The 19162-nt window shown below is 70.7% G+C and carries 15 protein-coding genes; 5 read left to right on the forward strand and 10 right to left on the reverse strand.

The window, feature by feature from the left end; genetic code table 11:
* Nucleotides 1–102: 102 nt before the first annotated feature.
* Nucleotides 103–2097 (reverse strand): ABC transporter family substrate-binding protein, encoded by a 1995-nt coding sequence (locus ABZ562_RS13730; protein WP_361477735.1) that lies wholly within the window; start codon nt 2095–2097, stop codon nt 103–105.
* A 298-nt stretch (nt 2098–2395) separates the two neighbouring features.
* Here ABZ562_RS13730 and ABZ562_RS13735 point away from each other — a divergent pair, with 298 nt between their 5' ends.
* The 4 genes from ABZ562_RS13735 (at nt 2396) to ABZ562_RS13750 (ending at nt 6372) form a co-directional block, all read left to right on the forward strand.
* Nucleotides 2396–2683, forward strand: coding sequence for a hypothetical protein (locus tag ABZ562_RS13735; protein ID WP_361477738.1), 288 nt, complete (start codon nt 2396–2398; stop codon nt 2681–2683).
* 79 nt (nt 2684–2762) lie between these two features.
* On the forward strand, nt 2763–3608 hold the full coding sequence (locus ABZ562_RS13740; RefSeq protein ID WP_361477740.1) for a hypothetical protein: 846 nt from the start codon (nt 2763–2765) through the stop codon (nt 3606–3608).
* Between the two features lie 17 nt (nt 3609–3625).
* Nucleotides 3626–5605 carry a fumarate reductase/succinate dehydrogenase flavoprotein subunit gene (locus ABZ562_RS13745; protein WP_361477743.1) on the forward strand — a complete coding sequence of 660 codons (1980 nt, stop codon included), beginning with the start codon at nt 3626–3628 and terminating at the stop codon, nt 5603–5605.
* Nucleotides 5602–6372 (forward strand): succinate dehydrogenase/fumarate reductase iron-sulfur subunit, encoded by a 771-nt coding sequence (locus ABZ562_RS13750; RefSeq protein ID WP_361477746.1) that lies wholly within the window; start codon nt 5602–5604, stop codon nt 6370–6372. The genes ABZ562_RS13745 and ABZ562_RS13750 overlap by 4 nt, the downstream gene beginning before the upstream one ends.
* 49 nt (nt 6373–6421) lie before the next feature.
* On the opposite strand, the gene ABZ562_RS13755 is transcribed toward ABZ562_RS13750, so the two are convergent.
* From ABZ562_RS13755 to ychF, 7 genes are all read right to left on the reverse strand, one after another.
* Nucleotides 6422–9031 (reverse strand): SpoIIE family protein phosphatase, encoded by a 2610-nt coding sequence (locus ABZ562_RS13755; protein WP_361477749.1) that lies wholly within the window; start codon nt 9029–9031, stop codon nt 6422–6424.
* Nucleotides 9032–9488: 457 nt separating this feature from the next.
* A complete protein-coding gene (locus tag ABZ562_RS13760) occupies nt 9489–9908 on the reverse strand; it encodes a (deoxy)nucleoside triphosphate pyrophosphohydrolase (RefSeq protein WP_361477752.1) in 420 nt (139 codons plus the stop codon).
* Nucleotides 9909–10041: 133 nt separating this feature from the next.
* Nucleotides 10042–10227, reverse strand: coding sequence for an SPOR domain-containing protein (locus ABZ562_RS13765; protein WP_361477755.1), 186 nt, complete (start codon nt 10225–10227; stop codon nt 10042–10044).
* Nucleotides 10228–10375: 148 nt separating this feature from the next.
* Complete coding sequence (locus ABZ562_RS13770) at nt 10376–12028, reverse strand: APC family permease (RefSeq protein WP_361477758.1); 1653 nt, start codon at nt 12026–12028, stop codon at nt 10376–10378.
* A gap of 496 nt (nt 12029–12524) precedes the next feature.
* Nucleotides 12525–14222 carry a hypothetical protein gene (locus ABZ562_RS13775; protein WP_361477761.1) on the reverse strand — a complete coding sequence of 566 codons (1698 nt, stop codon included), beginning with the start codon at nt 14220–14222 and terminating at the stop codon, nt 12525–12527.
* A gap of 147 nt (nt 14223–14369) precedes the next feature.
* The gene (locus ABZ562_RS13780; RefSeq protein WP_361477764.1) at nt 14370–15122 is read right to left on the reverse strand and encodes a GntR family transcriptional regulator; all 753 of its coding nucleotides are present in this window, start codon (nt 15120–15122) and stop codon (nt 14370–14372) included.
* 283 nt (nt 15123–15405) lie between these two features.
* Nucleotides 15406–16494 (reverse strand): redox-regulated ATPase YchF, encoded by a 1089-nt coding sequence (ychF, locus tag ABZ562_RS13785; RefSeq protein WP_361477767.1) that lies wholly within the window; start codon nt 16492–16494, stop codon nt 15406–15408.
* A 220-nt stretch (nt 16495–16714) separates the two neighbouring features.
* Between ychF and ABZ562_RS13790 the strand changes: the two genes are divergently transcribed.
* Complete coding sequence (locus ABZ562_RS13790) at nt 16715–17410, forward strand: DUF6542 domain-containing protein (RefSeq protein WP_361477769.1); 696 nt, start codon at nt 16715–16717, stop codon at nt 17408–17410.
* On the opposite strand, the gene ppgK is transcribed toward ABZ562_RS13790, so the two are convergent.
* Together ppgK and ABZ562_RS13800 are read right to left on the reverse strand one after the other, a co-directional pair.
* The gene (gene ppgK / locus ABZ562_RS13795; protein WP_361477772.1) at nt 17304–18101 is read right to left on the reverse strand and encodes a polyphosphate--glucose phosphotransferase; all 798 of its coding nucleotides are present in this window, start codon (nt 18099–18101) and stop codon (nt 17304–17306) included. The two genes, ABZ562_RS13790 and ppgK, sit on opposite strands and share 107 nt — an antisense overlap.
* Nucleotides 18098–19111, reverse strand: a complete 1014-nt coding sequence (locus tag ABZ562_RS13800; RefSeq protein WP_361477775.1) for a 4-hydroxy-3-methylbut-2-enyl diphosphate reductase — start codon at nt 19109–19111, stop codon at nt 18098–18100. The genes ppgK and ABZ562_RS13800 overlap by 4 nt, the downstream gene beginning before the upstream one ends.
* Nucleotides 19112–19162 lie beyond the last annotated feature (51 nt).

A 19162-nucleotide genomic window follows, 5' to 3' on the forward strand; every position in this document is an offset into this window, starting at 1 on the left:
CGGCTCCACCCCATGGTAAGGGGACGGCGGGGGGACGGGTGCCGCCACCCGTCCCCCCGCCGTCCCGCACGCCCTCGCGCCTGCTCCCGCAGGCTCTCGCGCCTACTTGCGGAAGCCGATGTCCTGGTAGCGGGGGGTGGCGAAGCCGAACGCTCCGGCATTGGCCACCGTCTTGCGGACCGCGACCAGCTGCGGCGGCTGGTAGAGCGGAATCGATCCGGCGGCCGCCCAGATCCGGGCGTCCGCCCGGCCGACCAGGGCGCGCGAGGCGCCGCCGTCCAGCTCGGTGAGCGCCTCGTCGAAGAGCTGGTCGATCTGGTCCGTACCGACCCGGGTGTAGTTCTGCTCGACCACCAGCGAGCCGTCGGCGGCGGGCTGGGGCTTGGCGTAGATCGGGCGGCCGTCGGTCGCCGGGTAGGCGGAGGCGGGCCAGGAGTAGAGGGCCAGGTCGTACTTGCCGGTGGCGATGTGGTCCTTGAAGAAGGAGTCGCTCTTCACCGATGTGATCTCGGTGCGGACGCCGATCTCCTCCAGCATCCGGCCGATGCGCGTCCCGACGGCGCGCAGCGAGGCGCCGCCGGAGTCGGACGGGACGACGAAGCGCAGCACGAGCGGCCGCCCCTTCTTCTGCACGACCGCCGGGTGGGAGCGCCCGGACCGGCGCGCGTCGCCCGCGGCGGGGGCCGGATCGCCCGCCTTGCCGGTCTTCTCCGCGGTGGGGCTCGCCTGCCGTCCCCGGTCGTCCGTCTTGCCGTCGACCGACTTCTGCCGGGCGGACGAGCCGCCGGGGCGCCAGCCGGCGTCGGCGAGCAGGGACTGCGCGGCCTGGGCGTCGGGGCCGCCGAGGGCGCCGCTGTGGTCCTTGTACCCCTTCTGGTCGGCCATCAGCAGATGGTTGCCGAGCGGCTCGGTGGGCAGCCCGAACGGCTTCAGCACCGTCTTGGCCAGCGCCTCGCGGTCGATCGCGCGGGCCACCGCGCGGCGCACCCGCTCATCCGCGAGGGGGCCCTTGGCACCGTTGATGGCGAGCTGCGTGTACGCGGGGTCCAGCGCCGCGCGCAGGGTGTACCGGCGCAGGGCCACGGTCTGCGAGCGCCGTGATCCCGGCGGCGCCTTCTCGGCCTCCGCCCGGTCGCGCGTGGCGTCCGCGGCCTCCTGGGCGCGGGTCTCCAGCCTGGGCGCGCCCGCCTTGCCCGAGGGGTGAAGCTTCTTGGCCCCGGCGGCCCCCTTCGCGGCGGGCGCCGCGGCCTGGACGCGGCGCGCGGTGGACCGGTCGACCTCGGCCATGTCGACGGCCCCGTCGATCAGGGCGGCGGCCCGCTCGCCCGCCGGGACGGCCTCGAAGACCAGCCGGTTCAGCCGGGCCCGGTCGCCCCACCACCGGGGGTTCCGTACGAGGGTGACGGAGGTGTCCTTCACCTCGCGGACCGTGAACGGGCCGGAGCTGACGGCGAGCCCCTTGCGGGCCCCGGCGTTGAAGACGGCCGGGTCGCTCATCACGCTCTTCGGGTACAGCGGCGTGAACAGCGACCGCCAGTCGGTGTAGGGCTTGGCGAAGGTGACCTTGACCTCGTGGGCCTTCTCGCCCGGCTGGATCCTGGCGATGCGGTCGTATCCGGCGTTGCGCGCGGTCCAGTAGGCGTTCTCCGTGCCGCGCAGGGCCTTCCACTGGGCGGAGAAGTCCTCCGCGCCGAGCGGGCGGCCGTCGCTCCACACCGCCTTGGGGTTGAGCTTGTAGACCACGACCTGCTTGGGCTCGCGCGAGACCACCTCGGCGGACTCCAGGTAGTCGCCGTTGAGCTGCGGACGGCCGCGGGCGTCGAGGGTGTGGAGCGCGGGCAGCACCGCTCCGGCGATCCGCTCGGTGCCGGCGTCGGCGGAGGTCTGGAAGGCGTTGAAGGTCGCGGGCCGGGCGTCGAGCGCCCAGCGCAGCGTGCCGCCGGGGGCGGTCTGCGCGCGGGAGGCCGGGGCGATGTCCCGGGCCGCGGGCGACGGCGGGGCGTCGTCGTCGCCCGAGCTGCATCCGGTGAGGACGGGCAGTGGCAGCAGCACTCCCGCGGCGAGCAGCACGGCGCAGCGTCGCTTGTCGATGGACATGGCTCGTGACCTCCGGGGTGTGCCGTTATTGAGCGCATTTCGCACATTTTGACGCTTGTCGCATATACTCCTTACTCAAAGCGACGGATCATGAGACAGCACCCTCGGGACGGCCATGGAGGGGACAGGATCACCCGACCGGCTCCATCCGACCGGCGCGCACCCCGGCGCACGGCGGCGTGATCACGCCGGTGACTCCGCGAATCGCGGCAGATCCCTTCCCAACCAGGACTGTGACGCGTAACACTCGCTGTCGCATGAGCGCCGCCAACCGCAACCGCGGAAGTGAGGGCAAGTCATGTCCTTGAACGACGACTTGACGGCCGTCCAACGCTGTCTCGACGATCTGGTCCGCTCCGTCACCCGGCTCGAAGACCGGGTCGGCGCCGGCGGACTGGAGATACGACGGGTCCGCACCGACGCGGACCATCTGCGCGAGAGTCTCGCCCTGCTGCGCGATACGGCCCCCGGCACGGAGCGGCCGCGCCCCGAGATGGTTCCGGTCCCCGACGCGCCCTACAACAGCGCGCTGTGGTCGGACGTCGACGACGAGGGTCTCGGCGCGCGCGACCGCCACGCTCCTTAGAAGGGGTCGCTTGGCGCCCACCCGGCCCGACGGGTCCGCGCCCGACCGTCCCCCACACCACTCCACAGCGGAGTTTCCTTTGGCCACTGGCACCGACCCCCAAGCCGCCACGCCGTCCGAACGCGAAGCGGCCACGAGCGGCGTGCACAGCCCGTCGCGCGCCGCCATTCCCGCCCGTCATCTGCGGACCGACCGCTGGTGGCTGGCGCCCGCGGTCACCGCCGCCGGGCTGTTCGCGTTCGTCGTCTACTCGACGTGGCGGGCCTTCGCAGGCGACAACTACTACGCCGAGCCGTATGTCTCCCCCTTCTACTCGCCCTGCGTCGCGCAGAACTGCGTACCCATGAAGGGCGGCGCGAACTGGGAGATCTTCGGCGCGTGGTGGGGCCTGTCCCCCGCCCTGCTGATCCTGATCTTCCCGCTCGGCTTCCGGCTGACCTGCTACTACTACCGCAAGGCGTATTACCGGGGCTTCTGGGCCTCACCACCGGCCTGCGCGGTCGCCGAGCCGCGCGCCAACTACACCGGCGAGACCCGCTTCCCGCTCATCCTGCAGAACATCCACCGCTACTTCTTCTACTTCGCGGTGATCGTCGCGGGAATCCTCACCTATGACACCGTGCTCGCCTTCCGGGACCAGCACGGACGGTGGGGCCACATGGGCCTGGGCACCCTGGTGCTGCTCGCCAACATCGCGCTGATCTGGGCGTACACCCTCTCCTGCCACTCCTGCCGGCACATCGTCGGCGGCCGGCTCAAGCACTTCTCCCGGCACCCGGTGCGCTACCGGCTCTGGGGCTGGGTCAGCTCGCTCAACATGCGCCACATGCAGCTGGCCTGGGCATCGCTGATCAGTGTCGCCGTCGCCGACTTCTATGTGTATCTGCTGGCGAGCGGCGCGTTCGACGACCCCCGGTTCTTCTAGGAGAGGTGCCTTCAACGATGACGCAAGTCGAACGGCAGGCCTGGGACGTGGTCGTGATCGGCGCGGGCGGCGCCGGGCTGCGGGCCGCGATCGAGGCACGCGAACAGGGCATGCGCTGCGCCGTCATCTGCAAGTCGCTGTTCGGCAAGGCCCATACGGTGATGGCCGAGGGCGGCATCGCCGCCAGCATGGGCAATGTCAACGCGGGCGACAACTGGCAGGTGCACTTCCGCGACACCATGCGCGGCGGCAAGTTCCTCAACCACTGGCGGATGGCCGAGCTGCACGCCCAGGAGGCCCCGGACCGGGTCTGGGAGCTGGAGACCTGGGGCGCGCTCTTCGACCGCACCCCGGACGGCAAGATCTCCCAGCGGAACTTCGGCGGCCATGAGTACCCGCGGCTCGCCCACGTCGGGGACCGTACGGGGCTGGAGCTGATCCGCACCCTCCAGCAGAAGATCGTCTCCCTCCAGCAGGAGGACAAGGCCGCCACCGGCGACTACGAGGCGCGGCTGAAGGTCTTCCAGGAGTGCACGGTCACCCGCATCGTCAAGGACGCGGCGGGCGAGCGGGTCGCCGGGGTCTTCGGCTACGAGCGCGAATCCGGCCGCTTCTTCGCGATCGAGGCCCCCGCCGTGGTGCTGGCCACCGGCGGCATCGGCAAGTCCTTCAAGGTGACGTCCAACTCCTGGGAGTACACCGGCGACGGTCACGCGCTGGCCCTGCTCGCCGGGGCCCCGCTGGTCAACATGGAGTTCGTGCAGTTCCACCCGACCGGCATGGTCTGGCCGCCCTCGGTCAAGGGGATCCTCGTCACCGAGTCGGTGCGCGGGGACGGCGGGGTGCTGCGCAACAGCGAGGGCAAGCGGTTCATGTTCGACTACATTCCGGACGTCTTCAAGGAGAAGTACGCCCAGTCCGAGGACGAGGGCGACCGCTGGTACGAGGACCCGGACCACAACCGCCGCCCGCCCGAGCTGCTCCCCCGCGACGAGGTGGCCCGCGCGATCAACTCCGAGGTCAAGGCGGGCCGCGGCTCCCCGCACGGCGGTGTCTTCCTCGACGTCTCCACCCGGATGTCCGCCGAGGTGATCAAGCGGCGGCTGCCGTCCATGCACCACCAGTTCAAGGAGCTGGCCGACGTCGACATCACGGCCGAGCCCATGGAGGTCGGCCCGACCTGCCACTACGTGATGGGCGGGGTGGACGTCGACCCGGACACCGCCGCCGCGAACGGCGTCCCCGGCCTCTTCGCCGCGGGCGAGGTCGCCGGCGGTATGCACGGCTCCAACCGGCTCGGCGGCAACTCCCTCTCCGACCTGCTGGTCTTCGGCCGCCGCGCCGGGCTCTACGCGGCCCGGTACGCGCGGGAGACCGCCGAGGCGGGCTCCCGCCCGGTGCCCGACGACGCCCAGCTGGACCTGGCGGCGGCCGAGGCGCTGCGGCCGTTCAGCGCCGAGGACGGCGACGTACCGTCCCTGGGCGAGGAGCCGTCCGGCGGCCCGGCCGGTCCCGCCGAGAATCCGTACACGCTGCACCAGGAGCTGCAGCAGACCATGAACGACCTGGTGGGCATCATCAGGCGGGCCGGGGAGATGGAGGACGCGCTGCACCGGCTGGCGGCCCTGCGGGTACGGGCGCGGCGCGCCGGGGTCGAGGGCCACCGGCAGTTCAACCCCGGCTGGCACCTGGCCATCGACCTGCGCAACATGCTGCTGGTCAGCGAGTGCGTGGCGCGCGCCGCCCTGGAGCGCACCGAGAGCCGCGGCGGCCACACCCGCGACGACTGTCCCGCGATGGACCGCGAATGGCGCCGGATCAACCTGATCTGCCGCCTCGCCGACCCCGCCGCCGGTCTCGCCGCGCCGCCCGACCCCGGGCGCGGGCAGATCCGGCTGGAGCGGCGCGAGACGCCGCCCATCCGGCCCGACCTGCTGAACCTGTTCGAAAAGGACGAGCTGGTGAAGTACCTGACGGACGAGGAGCTGACCCAGTGAGCGCGTACGAGGCCCACTTCCGGGTGTGGCGGGGCGATGTGGACGGCGGCGGTCTGCGGGACTTCCGCGTCGAGGTCAATGAGGGCGAAGTCGTTTTGGACATCGTCCACCGCCTCCAGGCGACCCAGGCACCGGACCTGGCGGTCCGCTGGAACTGCAAGGCGGGCAAATGCGGCTCGTGCAGCGCCGAGATCAACGGACGGCCGCGGCTGCTGTGCATGACCCGCATGTCGGTTTTCGGCCGCGACGAGACGATCACCCTGACCCCGCTGCGGGCCTTCCCGGTCATCCGTGACCTGGTCACGGACGTCTCCTACAACTACGCCAAGGCCCGGGAGGTGCCGTCCTTCGTCCCGCCCGAGGGCCTGGGCCCGGGCGAGTACCGGATGCGGCAGGAGGACGTGGGGCGCTCCCAGGAGTTCCGCAAGTGCATCGAGTGCTTCCTGTGCCAGGACACCTGCCATGTGCTGCGCGACTTCGAGCAGAACAAGGAGGCCTTCGCGGGCCCGCGCTTCCTGATGCGGGTCGCGGAGCTGGACATGCATCCGCTGGACGCGGCGGGCGAGGCCGGGATCGACCGCAAGCGGACGGCCCAGGACGAGCACGGGCTCGGGTACTGCAACATCACCAAGTGCTGCACGGAGGTCTGCCCCGAGCAGATCAAGATCACCGACAATGCGCTGATCCCGCTCAAGGAGCGGGCCGTGGACCGCAAGTACGACCCACTGGTCTGGCTGGGCAACAAGATCCGCCGCCGGGAGGGTTAGGGCGTGTTCCCGCTGCGGGCCCGTGGTGACGCGGGCCCGCGGCCGCTCCTCACCAGAGGCTGAGCAGCGCTTCCACCGAGTCCGGTCCCGAGGACTCGCCGTCCGGGAGGGCCAGCTCGAACCAGACGGTCTTGCCGTGCGGGGTGCGGCGGCTGCCCCAGCCCGCGCTGAGGAGACCGACCAGCTGCAGCCCGCGGCCGCCCTCGTCGGTGTCGCGGGCGCGCCGCCGCCGCGGCTGGACCAGGTTGCCGTCCCAGACCTCGCACACCAGCGTCCGGTCCAGCAGCAGCCGGAGCCGTATCTCGCCCTCGCCGTACCGCAGCGCGTTGGTCACCAGCTCGCTGACCAGCAGCTCGGTGGTGTCGACCAGGCCGTCCAGGCCCCAGGACTCCAGCTGCTCACGGGCGAGTTCGCGGGCCCGCCCGACCGACTGCGGGTCGCTGGGCAGCTTCCAGTCGCCGACCGAGTCGGCCGGCAGGCCCTGCACCCGGGCCATGAGCAGGGCGATGTCGTCCTCGCCGTGGTGGGTGTCGAGGCTGCTCAGGACGTGGTCGCAGATGTCCTCCAGCGAGCTGTCCGGGCTGCCCGCGCCCTCGTGCGTGGACAGTGCCGTACGGAGATCCTGCAACCCTTCGTCCAGGGCGTGGTCGCGGGATTCGACCAGGCCGTCGGTGTAGAGGGCCAGCAGCGCCCCGTCCGGCAGCTCCACCTCGATCTCCTCGAAGGGCTCGCCGCCGACGCCGAGCGGCATCCCCGGCGGCACCTCCATCAGCAGGGCGCCCTCCCCCGGTTCGACCAGGGCGGGCGGCAGATGGCCGGCGTTGGCGAAGGTGCAGCGCCGGGTGACCGGGTCGTAGACGGCGTACACGCAGGTGGCGAGGTAGACCTCGGACAGGTCGGAGGAGCCGTCGAAGGACCGTCCCGCGGCCCGCGCCCCGGCGTTCGAGCCGCCGGGCGCGCCCAGCCCCCGGGCGATCTCGTCCAGCGCGGACAGCACCTCGGCGGGCTCCAGGTCCAGCAGGGCGAGGGTGCGGACGGCGGTGCGCAGCTCGCCCATCGCGACGGCGGCCCGCAGGCCGCGCCCCATCACATCGCCGACCACCAGCGCGGTGCGGTGCCCGGGCAGTTCGATGACGTCGAACCAGTCGCCGCCCACCTCGGTGGCCGCGTTGCCCGGCAGATAGCGGCAGGCGATGTCGAGCCCGGCGGCCTCCGGGTCGCCGGGCGGGAGCAGGCTGCGCTGCAGGATCAGCGCGCGCTCGTGTTCTCTGCGGTAGAGCCGGGCGTTGTCGATGGAGACGGCGGCGCGGGCGGCCAGTTCGACGGCGAGCGCCCGGTCCCGCTCGCCGAAGGGTTCGCTGCCCTTCGTACGGGAGAACTGGGCGAGGCCGACGACGGTGTCGCGGGCGACCATCGGCACCAGCAGGGTGGACTGCAGTATGGCGCCGAGTTCCGGGCTCTCACCGCCGTCGCGGCCGGTGACGACCCGGACCTGGGCGGTGCGCAGGGCGTGGGCGCACAGCGAGTGGAAGGGGTAGCGGTGCACCTCGCCGACCTCGATGGGCTTGGGCAGTTCGCCCTGGCCGCTGTCGTCGGTGCGGTAGACGTCGCCGAAGGCGACGGGGCCGTCGGAGACGGCGCTGGCGAAGGCGACGCGGCGCAGTTCGGCGCTGCCGTCGGCGAGCCCGGGCGGGGTCTCGTCGCCGGACAGCAGCCCCTGGTAGAGGTCGACGGAGGCCAGGTCGCAGAACTGCGGGACGGCCACGTCGAGGAGTTCGCGGGCGGTGGTCTCCAGGTCGAGCGAGGTGCCTATTCGGGCCCCGGCCTCGTTCAGCAGCGCCAGGTTGCGGCGTACGCCCGCGGCCTCCTGTTCGGCGCGGCGGCGGCCGGTGACGTCGGTGGCGAGCCCGGCGACGCCGATGGGGCGGCCCGATCCGCTGTGCAGCCGGTACAGCGACACCGACCAGCGGCGGCGGTCCTGGCTGCCGGGGACGGCACCCATGATCGGCATGTCGGTCAGCGAGCTTCCGCTGTCCAGGACCTGGCGCAGGGCGGCGGCGAGCCGGTCGGCCTCGCCCCGGGGCAGCAGATCGTGCGCGGTCGCGCCGCGGTACTCCTCGACCGGGCGGCCGAAAACCTCCGCAAAGCGGTCGTTGACCCGGAGCATGCGCAAATCTGTACCGAAGAGAAAGAATCCAAGCGGAGATTGACCGAAAACGGCCTGTGAGGCGGCAAGATCGGTTTCCAGTCCGCGCAGGGCGCCCACATCGACGGCCAGACAGAGCGCGGTGCGCTCCCCGTCCTCGTCCTGGCTCGGCATCACATACACCTCGGCGATGCCGACTCCGCCGGGCGCCTGCGGGCTACGGAAGGGGACCAGGCCGGTCCACTCCCGGCCGTCCAGGATGTCGGCGACCTTGCGGCGGCCGGTCTCCCGCAGCTCAGCTGGCACGAAGGCCTCCACCGGATCCTTGCCGACGGCCTGGGCCGCCGTCAGTCCCAGCAGCTCGGCCGCGCGTTCGCTCCACTGTGTGATGCGGCCGTCGGTCCCCAGCGAGAAGGAAGCCACGCGGATGTAGTCATAGATCGATCCGGGCGAACTGCTCTGCCACACGTCGGACATCGGCCCCGGCGCCGACCCTGACACCAGTCCGGACATCGACGACATTTGCGACACTGGCGACACCTGCGAACCAACCGTCCCCTCGGGGATATCCGCCCCCGCTGGCTTCTCGCTCATGCGCCCGTCCCCTCCGGCTCAGGTGCTCCAACCGGCTACAGATAGCCGAGTATCCAGCACCACGGCCATCCGGAGTACGGTCTTCACGATCACAGCACTATCTCAGCCCGCAATCCGTTTCCGTCCCGGCTTTTGATGAAGCGCTCAAGATCAGCGCTCCCCCACACTCCTAACCGGGGAGAGGCAGCTCGAACCACACGGTTTTTCCGGCCCGGTCCCGCGGGGCCCGACACCCCGGCCCCTCGGCACGGAACGCGGCGCGCCGGTTTCGCGACGGGCGTACACACGCAGCCCGATCGGGCCACCCATACCCGGGATCCTGCCCCGCGTACCGCCCCGGGGCCGTCCCCGTGGGACCGAAGGAGCTGAAAGGGGTTCAGCGGGCGCGCGGATGGAGGTGTTCCGCGGCGCGCAGCCGCCGGACCGCCTCCGCGACCGCGGGCCGGTCCTCATCCAGCCAGTCGACCTCGTCCACCCGGTCGGGGGTGAGCCAGCGCAGCTCGTCGTGGTCCTCCAGCGGACGCGGCTCGCCGGAGCGCAGCGCGGCGGTCCACACCCGCAGCACATAGCCGGGCTTCAGCGGCCATTCGCCGGGCAGCGGTTCCAACGGCTCGACCTCGACGCCCAGTTCCTCGCGCAGCTCCCGCACCAGGGCCTGCGGCGGGGTCTCACCGGGCTCGGCCTTGCCGCCGGGCAGCTCCCAGCGCCCGGCCAGCTCGGGCGGGGCGCTGCGCCGCGCGGCCAGCAGCCGCCCCCGGTCGAACACCGCTCCGCCCACCACCACGCGCACCGTCATGCCCGCACTCTAGGGGGTGCCGCGCGGAGCCCGGCGGGCCGGATTCTCCCGCCCGGACGAACGGGAGACTCCGGCCCGCCGGCGGCAAGGCCATGTGCGGGGGTGCGGGCGGCTTGTGTGGATACGGGCGGCGTCAGCCCGCGTGCCCGGTCGCGGCGGTCCGCTCGACGACGTAGAGCTGTTCCTGCCCTTGGGCCTCGAGCCGGTCGGCGACCTCCTGGGCCTCCGTACGCGTGGCGTAGCGGCCGACGCGATAGCGGTTGCCGTTGCCGTCCTGGCGGATGACGAGCCATGGCAGCACAGTGTTGCCGTCACTCATCTCTCCGCCCCCTCCGTTGTGGCGCACCCGGGCACGCGTCTGGGCGACACCGTCAAGGAAATCCCGTTCCGCATATGCCCGAGCCTACGCCCTACCTTCACGCAGCGGATACGTGTTCTCACAACGAGGCACGCATCCGGCCACGTCCTCAACCGCGCGCGGAAACCTTCTCCCGATCCGCATCGCCGGTCAGCTCCTCGACCGTGGTCTCGGCCAGCTCGCGCTCGGCCTGCAGCAGCGTGGGATTGCGCCATGCGCTGCGCACGCCCCAGACGTAGAAACCGAGGGCGAGCAGGATGACGACCAGGATGTCCCAGCCCTCGGGCAGATAGCCGCGGCCGCCGAACTCCGTACCACCGGCCCACGACACCGCGGCCATGACCAGCAGGTACGTCACCATCCAGGCACCGGCCGCCAGATGCGGCTTCAGCTCGGCCCACGGCTTGCGCAGCTCGTACCAGGCCCAGATCGGCAGGCCGATCGCCATGATGAAGATGACCTTGCCGGTGAGCGGCCAGCGGGCCCAGTAGAGGACGAGCGAGCCGAAGACCATCGCGATCGGCGCGATGACCGGCATCGCGCGCAGCTTCACCGGGCGCGGCAGGTCCGGGGAGAGCTTGCGCAGCGACATCACGGCGACCGGGCCGGTGATGTACGAGATGACGGTCGCCACGGAGACGATCTCGGCCAGCGAGCCCCAGCCGCGGAAGACCGCGAGGAAGGCGAAGGCGATCACCAGGTTGAGCACCAGCGCCGGGCGCGGAATGCCGGTCTTCGGATCGACCTTGCCGAAGACGCCGGGCAGGTGACCGTTCTCCTGGACGCCCTGGACCATGCGGGAGGTGGTGGCCGCGTAGATCATGCCGGTGCCGGACGGGGAGACGAAGGCGTCCGCGTACAGCAGCAGCGCCAGCCAGTTCAGCCCCCAGGCGAGGGAGAGGTCGGCGAGCGGGGAGTTGTACGAGAGCTTGGCCCAGCCGCCGTGCGCGAGGTCGGCCGCCGGGACGGCGGTCAGGAACGCGATCTGCAGGGCCACGTAGATCGCCAGCGCGATGAGGATGGAGCTGATGACGGCCTTGGGCAGCGACTTGCCCGGGTTGCGGGCCTCGCCCGCCATGTTGAGCGGCGACTGGAATCCGTTGTACGCCCAGACGATGCCGGAGACGGCGACGGCGGTGAACACCGAGTTCCAGCCGTTCGGCGTGAAGCCGCCGTTGCCGGTGATGTTGCCGGTGTCGAAGTGCGACATCAGCAGGGCACCCGCGGTCAGCGTGGGCACGACGACCTTGAAGACCGTGATGGCGGTGTTGGTCTTCGCGAAGAGGGTGATCGCGAACCAGTTGAGGAAGAAGTAGAAGACCAGCAGCACGGACGCGAGCGCGACACCGCTCCCGGTCAGCTCCTTCCCGTCGTACAGCGCCTTGGCCCAGCCGAAGTCCCAGGAGCTCATGTACTGGACGGACGCGGTCGCCTCACCGGGGATGACGGAGACGATCGCGATCCAGTTGGCCCAGGCCGCCAGGTAGCCGGCCAGCGAGCCGTGCGAATACTGGCCGTACCGCACCATGCCGCCGGCCTTGGGGAACATCGAACCGAGTTCGGAGTACGTCAGGGCGATGGTCAGGGCGACCGCCGCACCGATCACCCAGGCGAAGATGGCGGCCGGGCCCGCCAGCGCCGCGGCCCGCGCGGCGCCGAAGAGCCAGCCTGAGCCGATGATCGAACCGAGGCCCACCGCGGTGAGAGCCACCGTGCCCAGTGACCGTTTGTAATGCGAGTGGGAACCCTGCTCTGTGCTCAACGCCCCTCACGCTCCTTTCGCCCCCCTGACCTGATGTAAACGCGCGCCATCGTACAAGCGAAATAACAGTGCGCTTTACGGGTTTGAGGTCGATCTGAGCTATCAATGAGAGCGTGTGATATACGCAACACACTTATACGGAGCGCGCCTTGCGAAGCGCATGCGGGCCGCCATCGGAAGGGCCTTCGCAAAACCTCTACGGACCCGTCACGGCATGCGACGCCGGGCGAAGCCTCGCTGGCCAGACGGTACGGGCCGGTCGGCGGCGGCGCCCCTCACCGAGGCCGCCATTCCGCTGTGATATCGCCGAATGCGCCCGTTTCGATATCACCGCGAGTAGTGATTCGAATGCATGGGTTTTGAATAGCGGAGGTCAGGGAAGAAGATGCCCCCCACAGACCAACAAGCTCATATCGAGCTCAAGTTGGCCGCACCCCGAAGAAAGACCAGCCGAATAAATTACCGGCCCTTTGCCCGGCTCGGCCCTCTTACGCGCTTACCCGTCGCTCGCGCGCACCGTCGGCACCGGCAACAGCACCGGCGCCGCGCCGTGCGGAGCCTTGCGGCAGACGTCGCCGCATTCGGCGTCCAGCGAGCAGCACAGCGAGCAGACCGCCCCGGCCCGCACTGGGCAGTCGGCGACATCCGGCAGTTCGTACGCCGTCTCGCACTCCGCACAGGTGTGGACGGCGGTGATGTCCGGCACCTCCACCTCCGGCCCGTTCACCGGGTTCGGCCGGGCCAGGTAGTAGCGCCCCCGGGTGAGCCAGGCCAGCAGCGGGCTGAGCACCAGCGCCAGACCGCAGGCGATGAAGGTGGAGAACGCCTCGGCCACCTCCCCGAACACCCCGAAGAAGGCGATGATCGACACCGTCGAGGCGATCACCATCGCGCCGAACCCCGCCGGGTTCACCGGGTACAGATACGCGCGCTTGAACTCGATGTACTTCGGGCTCAGCCCCAGCGGCTTGTTGATCACCAGATCGGCGGTGACCGCCGCTATCCAGGCGATGCCGACGTTGGAGTAGAAGCCCAGCAGCTTGTTGAGCGCCGCGAACATGTTCATCTCCATCAGCGCCAGCGCGATGGCGAGGTTGAGAAAGATGTACCAGACCCGGCCGGGGTGACGATGGGTCACCCGGGAGAAGAAGTTGGACCAGGACAGCGAGCCGCTGTAGGCGTTGGTCACGTTGATCTTGATCTGGGAGACGACGACGAACAGCGCGGCGGCCGGCAGCGCGACCGAGCCGAGCCAGGGCTTCAGCGCCTCGATCTGCGGGGCGATGGGCTCCAGGGCATGCGTCGTGCCGACCGCGCCGAGCGCCACGAAGGCCAGGAACGCGCCGCCGAGCTGCTTGGCCGCGCCGATCACCACCCAGCCCGGCCCGGCGGCCAGCACCGCCAGATTCCAGCGCCGCCGGTTCTGCTCGGTCTTGGCGGGCATGAAGCGCAGATAGTCGGCCTGCTCGCCGATCTGAGCGATCAGCGAGAGGGCCACCCCGGTGCCGAGGCCATACCCGATCCAGTCGAAGCCGGAGCCCGCGCCCTCCGTACCGCCGAAGGAGGCGAACGAGACCCAGGCGTCCGGCCGCTCGAAGGCGAGCACCACGAACGGCAGCACCAGCCCGACCAGCCACAGCGGCTGGGTCCACGCCTGCACCTTGGCGAGCGCGCCCATCCCGCGGAAGACGATCGGGATGACGATCAGAGTGGTGATCAGATAACCGATCGGGAGCGGGATGTGCAGGGCCTGGTGCATGGCCTGCGCCATGATCGACCCCTCCAGCGCGAAGAAGATGAAGGTGAAGCTCGCATAGATGAGCGAGGTCAGGGTCGATCCGAAGTAGCCGAACCCGGCACCGCGGGTGATCAGATCCATGTCCAGCCCGTACGTCGCACAGGCCCGCGCGATCGGGATACCGGTCAGGAAGATGATCGTCGCCGCGGTGAGGATCGAGGCGAGACCGCTGGTGAAGCCGTACGTGAAGACAATGGACGCGCCGATCGCGAAGTCGGCGAGATAGGCGATGCCGCCGAGCGCCGTCGACGCGACCATGGTCGGTGACCAGCGGCGGTAGGAGTGCGGCGCGTAGCGCAGCGAATAGTCCTCGCGGCTCTCGTCGGCGGCGAGCCGGGCGTAGCTGCGCCGCGGCTCCCCCGTCTGCGTCTGCTCGGGTGTGACCGTGTCCGTCATGGCGGCTTCCCCTGTCGTTCGGCGCATGGGCGGTACGCCTGAGGAAGCTAGGCCGGTCACATGTCGCAGGCCGCGGGGCGGTGTTGCCGGTTCGTTACGGCGCAGGGGCGGACGTCAACTCGCGGTGAACACGACCCCGGACCCGCGTCACTTCACCGGCAGGTGGTACGCGACCCGATAGCGCTCGGCCAGCGTCACCACGTCCGCCGTCTCCACGGGCCGGCCGCCCGCGAAGTACGTACGGGAGATCACGAGCACCACATGGCCCGGCACCCCGCCGAGCGCCAGCACCTCCTCGGCGAGACCCGGACGGGCCCCGACCTCCTCCGCCACGTTGTCCACCACGATGTCGACGGCCGCCATCCGCTCGACCACCCCGCGCCCGGCGAGCGGCCCCTCCTCGGGCAGCATCACGGGGGTGCGCCCGGTGACGGCCAGCGGCTCCCAGGACGTGGAGAGCATCGCCGGCTCATTCGCCGCCCGGAAGAGATACCGGGTGCGCATGACGCGCTCGCCCGGCTCGATCCGCAGCCGCTCGGCGACCTCCGGGCTCGCCTCCTCCTGCTCACTGCCGGACTCCCAGGTGCCGCTGACCCGGTCGTCCCCCTGCTCCTGCCGGAACGGGCTGGACTCGCCCCGGGCGCGATAGCCGGTACGCATCAGACGGCGCGGGACGGGCTGCGCGCGGACATACGTGCCCGACCCGGAGCGGCCCTCGACCAGGCCCTCGGCCATCAGCACCTTGCGGGCTTCGAGGGCGACGGTGTCCGAGACCCCGTACTCCTCGCGTATCCGCGCCTGGGAGGGGAGGCGGGCATGCGGTGGCAGATCGCCCGCGACGATCTTCTTCCGGAGGTCGTCGGCGACACGGAGGTATGCGGGCTGGTCACCAAAGGCCACGTGCACTCCCAGGGTTGACAGTCAGCAACAGCTTGACAACCGACGGTTGTCGATAGCAACTGACGGCCAGAGCTTCACTAGAAGTGGTGAACTGCAGTTCGGGGACGTTTATCCCGACAGGGATCCGGTTCACCCGCATTCATGACGATCATCAGCCCGCGCCCCGGCTCCCACGACGGCCACCACGGCCCTCGTCTCCCAGCCCGGCCACCGCCTACGGGGGATCGACGAAGGGGGCCGGGCTCTTGAGCGCCCGACCCCCTTCCGACCCGCGTCGCACCCGCTACACGTTGAAGCGGAACTCCACCACGTCGCCGTCGCGCATCACGTAGTCCTTGCCCTCCATGCGCGCCTTGCCCGCCGCGCGGGCCTCGGCCACGGAGCCCGTCTCGACCAGGTCGTCGAAGGAGATGACCTCGGCCTTGATGAAGCCCTTCTGGAAGTCGGTGTGGATGACACCGGCCGCCTCGGGGGCCGTGGCGCCCTTCTTGATGGTCCAGGCGCGGGACTCCTTGGGGCCTGCCGTGAGGTAGGTCTGGAGACCGAGGGTGTTGAAGCCGACGTGGGCGAGGGTGGCGAGGCCGGGTTCGGTCTGGCCCACGGACTGGAGGAGTTCGAGGGCTTCCTCGTCGTCGAGTTCGGCGAGGTCGGCTTCGAGCTTGGCGTTGAGGAAGATCGCCTCGGCGGGGGCGACGAGGGAGCGCTGCTCGGCCTTGAAGGACTCGTCGGTCAGCTCGTCCTCGTCGACGTTGAAGACGTAGAGGAACGGCTTGGTGGTGAGCAGGTGCAGGTCGTGGAGGAGGGCGGCGCGCTCGCTGCCCTGGACGATGCCGGCGGAGAAGAGGGTACGGCCCTCGTCGAGGATGGCCTTGGCCTCTTCGACGGCCTTGACCTGGGCCTGCTTGTCCTTCTGGATCCGGGACTCCTTGACCAGGCGGGGCAGCACCTTCTCGATGGTCTGGAGGTCGGCGAGGATCAGCTCGGTGTTGATCGTCTCGATGTCGCTCTTGGGCGAGATCTTGCCGTCGACGTGGACGACGTTCTCGTCCTTGAAGGCGCGGATGACCTGGCAGATGGCGTCGGACTCGCGGATGTTCGCCAGGAACTTGTTGCCCAGCCCCTCGCCCTCCGACGCGCCCTTGACGATCCCGGCGATGTCGACGAAGTCGACGGTGGCGGGCAGCTTGCGGGCCGAGCCGAACAGCTCGGCGAGCTTGTCGAGGCGGGGGTCGGGGACGCCCACGACGCCGACGTTGGGCTCGATGGTGGCGAACGGGTAGTTGGCCGCCAGCACGTCGTTCTTGGTCAGGGCGTTGAACAGGGTCGACTTGCCGACATTCGGCAGACCGACGATTCCGATCGTGAGCGACACGTTGGCGACTTCCCGTAGCTTCCCGGAGCGGGATCGAATGCGAGGACAGGACACGGCCCCCGCGGGGGCCGGTCCACCAGTCTACGGGGCCGCCTCCGGTCACCCGTCCGGGCGGACCGTCACCCTCCCGGGCTGACAATCAGTCGAACAGACTGCCAAGGTCCCGCGAAGGGCGTGTCCCAGTCCGGATTCCAGCCCTCCGCCCACCTACGTTGGTCTGGTGGAGTACTACAGGACACGTACGCCTCGCCGGGCGGCCGCCCCCTCGCCCCGCCCGGCGGCGGACGACACGTACCCGGGCCGGGGCGGGGGCAGGAGCGGCGGCCAGGGCGCGGGCGGCGCGGCGCGCGGCGCGCGCCCGGCGGCACGTGGCGGCGAACGGGGCGCCGCACGCCGGGGCGCCGGACGTGGCGGGCTGCGGGGCGCGGCCGCCGCGCTGCGCGACCGGCCGGTCACGCTGCCCAGCGCCCGGCTCACCGCCCTGGGCGCGGGACTGCTGACCGCGCTCGCGATGCTCGCCTTCGGCTGTCTGGACGCAATGCTGCTGTCCGGGTCGCACACCGCCTACGGGGTGTTCTTCCTCCTGGCGTGCACGGGCTGCGGGATGTGGGTGCGGCCCGCCGACCTGTTCCCGGGGGCGATCGGCGTGCCGATCGCCTTCACGGCCGGGCTGCTGCCGATCAACGACGGCAGCGAGGGGTTCGCGGGTCAGGCGCTGGGCGTCTTCACCGCGCTGTCGCTGAACGCGGGCTGGCTCTACGCCGGGACGCTGCTGACCGCCGTGATCGTCCTCGTCCGCCGGATCGCCCTCATGGGGCGGCAGCGGCGGCGCCGTCAGCAGCGGCAGCCGCGGCCATCGCGGCACCCACGATCCCCGCGTTGTTCTGCAGCTGCGCCGGGACGATCTCGGCCCTGATGTCCTCGATCAGCGGCAGGAACTTGTGCGCCTTGCGGCTCACCCCGCCGCCGATCACGAACAGCTCCGGCGAGAACAGCATCTCCAGGTGCGCCAGGTACTTCTGCACCCGGTGCGCCCAGTGCGGCCAGCTCAGATCGTGATCCTCGCGGACCTTGGTGGAGGCGCGCTTCTCCGCCTCGTGGCCGTCCAGCTCCAGATGGCCCAGCTCGGTGTTGGGCACCAGCCGCCCGCCGGTGAAGACCGCGCTGCCGATGCCGGTGCCGAGGGTGAGCACGATCACGGTGCCCTGACGGCCGCGGCCCGCGCCGAAGGTCATCTCGGCGACCCCGGCCGCGTCCGCGTCGTTGAGCACGGTGACCGGCGCGCCCAGCCGCTCGCCGAGCACACCGGCCAGATCGGTGCCGATCCAGCTCTTGTCGACATTGGCGGCGGTCAGGGTCACCCCGTCCGTCACCACGCCCGGGAAGGTCACCCCGACCGGGCGCCCGGCCCAGCCGAAGTGCCCGGCGACCTCCACCACCCCGGCCACGACCGCCTCGGGCGTGGCCGGATGGGGGGTGAGCACCTTGTGGCGCTCCTCGGCCAGGTCACCGCGGTCCAGGTCCACCGGCGCGCCCTTGATCCCGGACCCGCCGATGTCCACGCCGAACACGCGCGCGGCGAGGCCGCCGCCGTTTCCGTCGGTCACCGCTCCGCGCCGTCCGTCCCGGCGGCCGCGGCCGCTCCGGCGGCTGTCGCAGCCTCGGCGCGCAGGTCCCGGCGCAGTTCCTTGGGCAGCGAGAAGGTCATGGTCTCCTGCATGGGCTGTACGACCTCCACGTCCCCGTAGCCGCGCTCGGCCAGCCAGTCCAGGACGCCCTCGACCAGCACGTCCGGTACGGAGGCGCCCGAGGTCACGCCGACCGTGCTCACGCCCTCCAGCCAGGCCTCGTCGATCTCGCTGGCGTAGTCGACCAGATGGCCGTCCTTGGCACCGGCGCCGATCGCGACCTCGACCAGCCGCACCGAGTTGGAGGAGTTCTTCGAGCCGACGACGATGACGAGGTCGGATTCGGCGGCGACCTGCTTGATCGCGGTCTGGCGGTTCTGGGTGGCGTAGCAGATGTCGTCGCTGGGCGGGCTGATCAGCTGCGGGAAGCGCTCCTTGAGCGCGTCCACGGTCTCCATCGTCTCGTCGACCGAGAGGGTGGTCTGGGACAGCCAGACGACCTTGGACTCGTCGCGGACCTCGACGTTCTTCACATCGTCCGGGCCGTCGACCAGGGTGACGTGGTCCGGCGCCTCGCCGCTGGTGCCGATGACCTCCTCATGGCCCTCGTGACCGATCAGGAGGATGTCGTAGTCCTCCTTGGCGAACCGGACGGCCTCCTTGTGGACCTTGGTGACCAGCGGGCAGGTCGCGTCGATGGTGGCCAGCCGGCGCTGCGCGGCCTCCTCATGGACGACCGGGGCGACGCCGTGCGCCGAGAAGATCACGATGGAGCCCTCGGGCACCTCCTCCGTCTCGTCGACGAAGATCGCGCCCTTCTTCTCCAGGGTCTGGACGACGTACTTGTTGTGGACGATCTCCTTGCGCACGTAAATCGGCGCGCCGTACTGCTCCAGGGCCTTTTCGACGGCGATCACGGCACGGTCGACGCCCGCGCAGTAGCCACGCGGGGCAGCGAGCAGGACCCGGCGGGCGGAGGTTGCAGTCATGTCCCCATCGTAGGGGCGATGACGACGGGCTCTGTCGGTGGTGGCCGATAC

The organism is Streptomyces sp. NPDC019937 (assembly GCF_040631655.1).
In the GTDB taxonomy this organism is placed as follows: Bacteria; Actinomycetota; Actinomycetes; order Streptomycetales; family Streptomycetaceae; genus Streptomyces.

Excerpts from the sequence above, each read along its gene's own strand:
- ABZ562_RS13755 (WP_361477749.1), bottom strand. The coding sequence starts at position 9,031 with ATGTCCGGACTGGTGTCAGGGTCGGCGCCGGGGCCGATGTCCGACGTG.
- ABZ562_RS13730 (WP_361477735.1), bottom strand. The coding sequence starts at position 2,097 with ATGTCCATCGACAAGCGACGCTGCGCCGTGCTGCTCGCCGCGGGAGTG.
- ABZ562_RS13735 (WP_361477738.1), top strand. The coding sequence starts at position 2,396 with ATGTCCTTGAACGACGACTTGACGGCCGTCCAACGCTGTCTCGACGAT.
- ABZ562_RS13775 (WP_361477761.1), bottom strand. The coding sequence starts at position 14,222 with ATGACGGACACGGTCACACCCGAGCAGACGCAGACGGGGGAGCCGCGG.
- ABZ562_RS13765 (WP_361477755.1), bottom strand. The coding sequence starts at position 10,227 with ATGAGTGACGGCAACACTGTGCTGCCATGGCTCGTCATCCGCCAGGAC.
- ABZ562_RS13760 (WP_361477752.1), bottom strand. The coding sequence starts at position 9,908 with ATGACGGTGCGCGTGGTGGTGGGCGGAGCGGTGTTCGACCGGGGGCGG.
- ABZ562_RS13745 (WP_361477743.1), top strand. The coding sequence starts at position 3,626 with ATGACGCAAGTCGAACGGCAGGCCTGGGACGTGGTCGTGATCGGCGCG.
- ABZ562_RS13800 (WP_361477775.1), bottom strand. The coding sequence starts at position 19,111 with ATGACTGCAACCTCCGCCCGCCGGGTCCTGCTCGCTGCCCCGCGTGGC.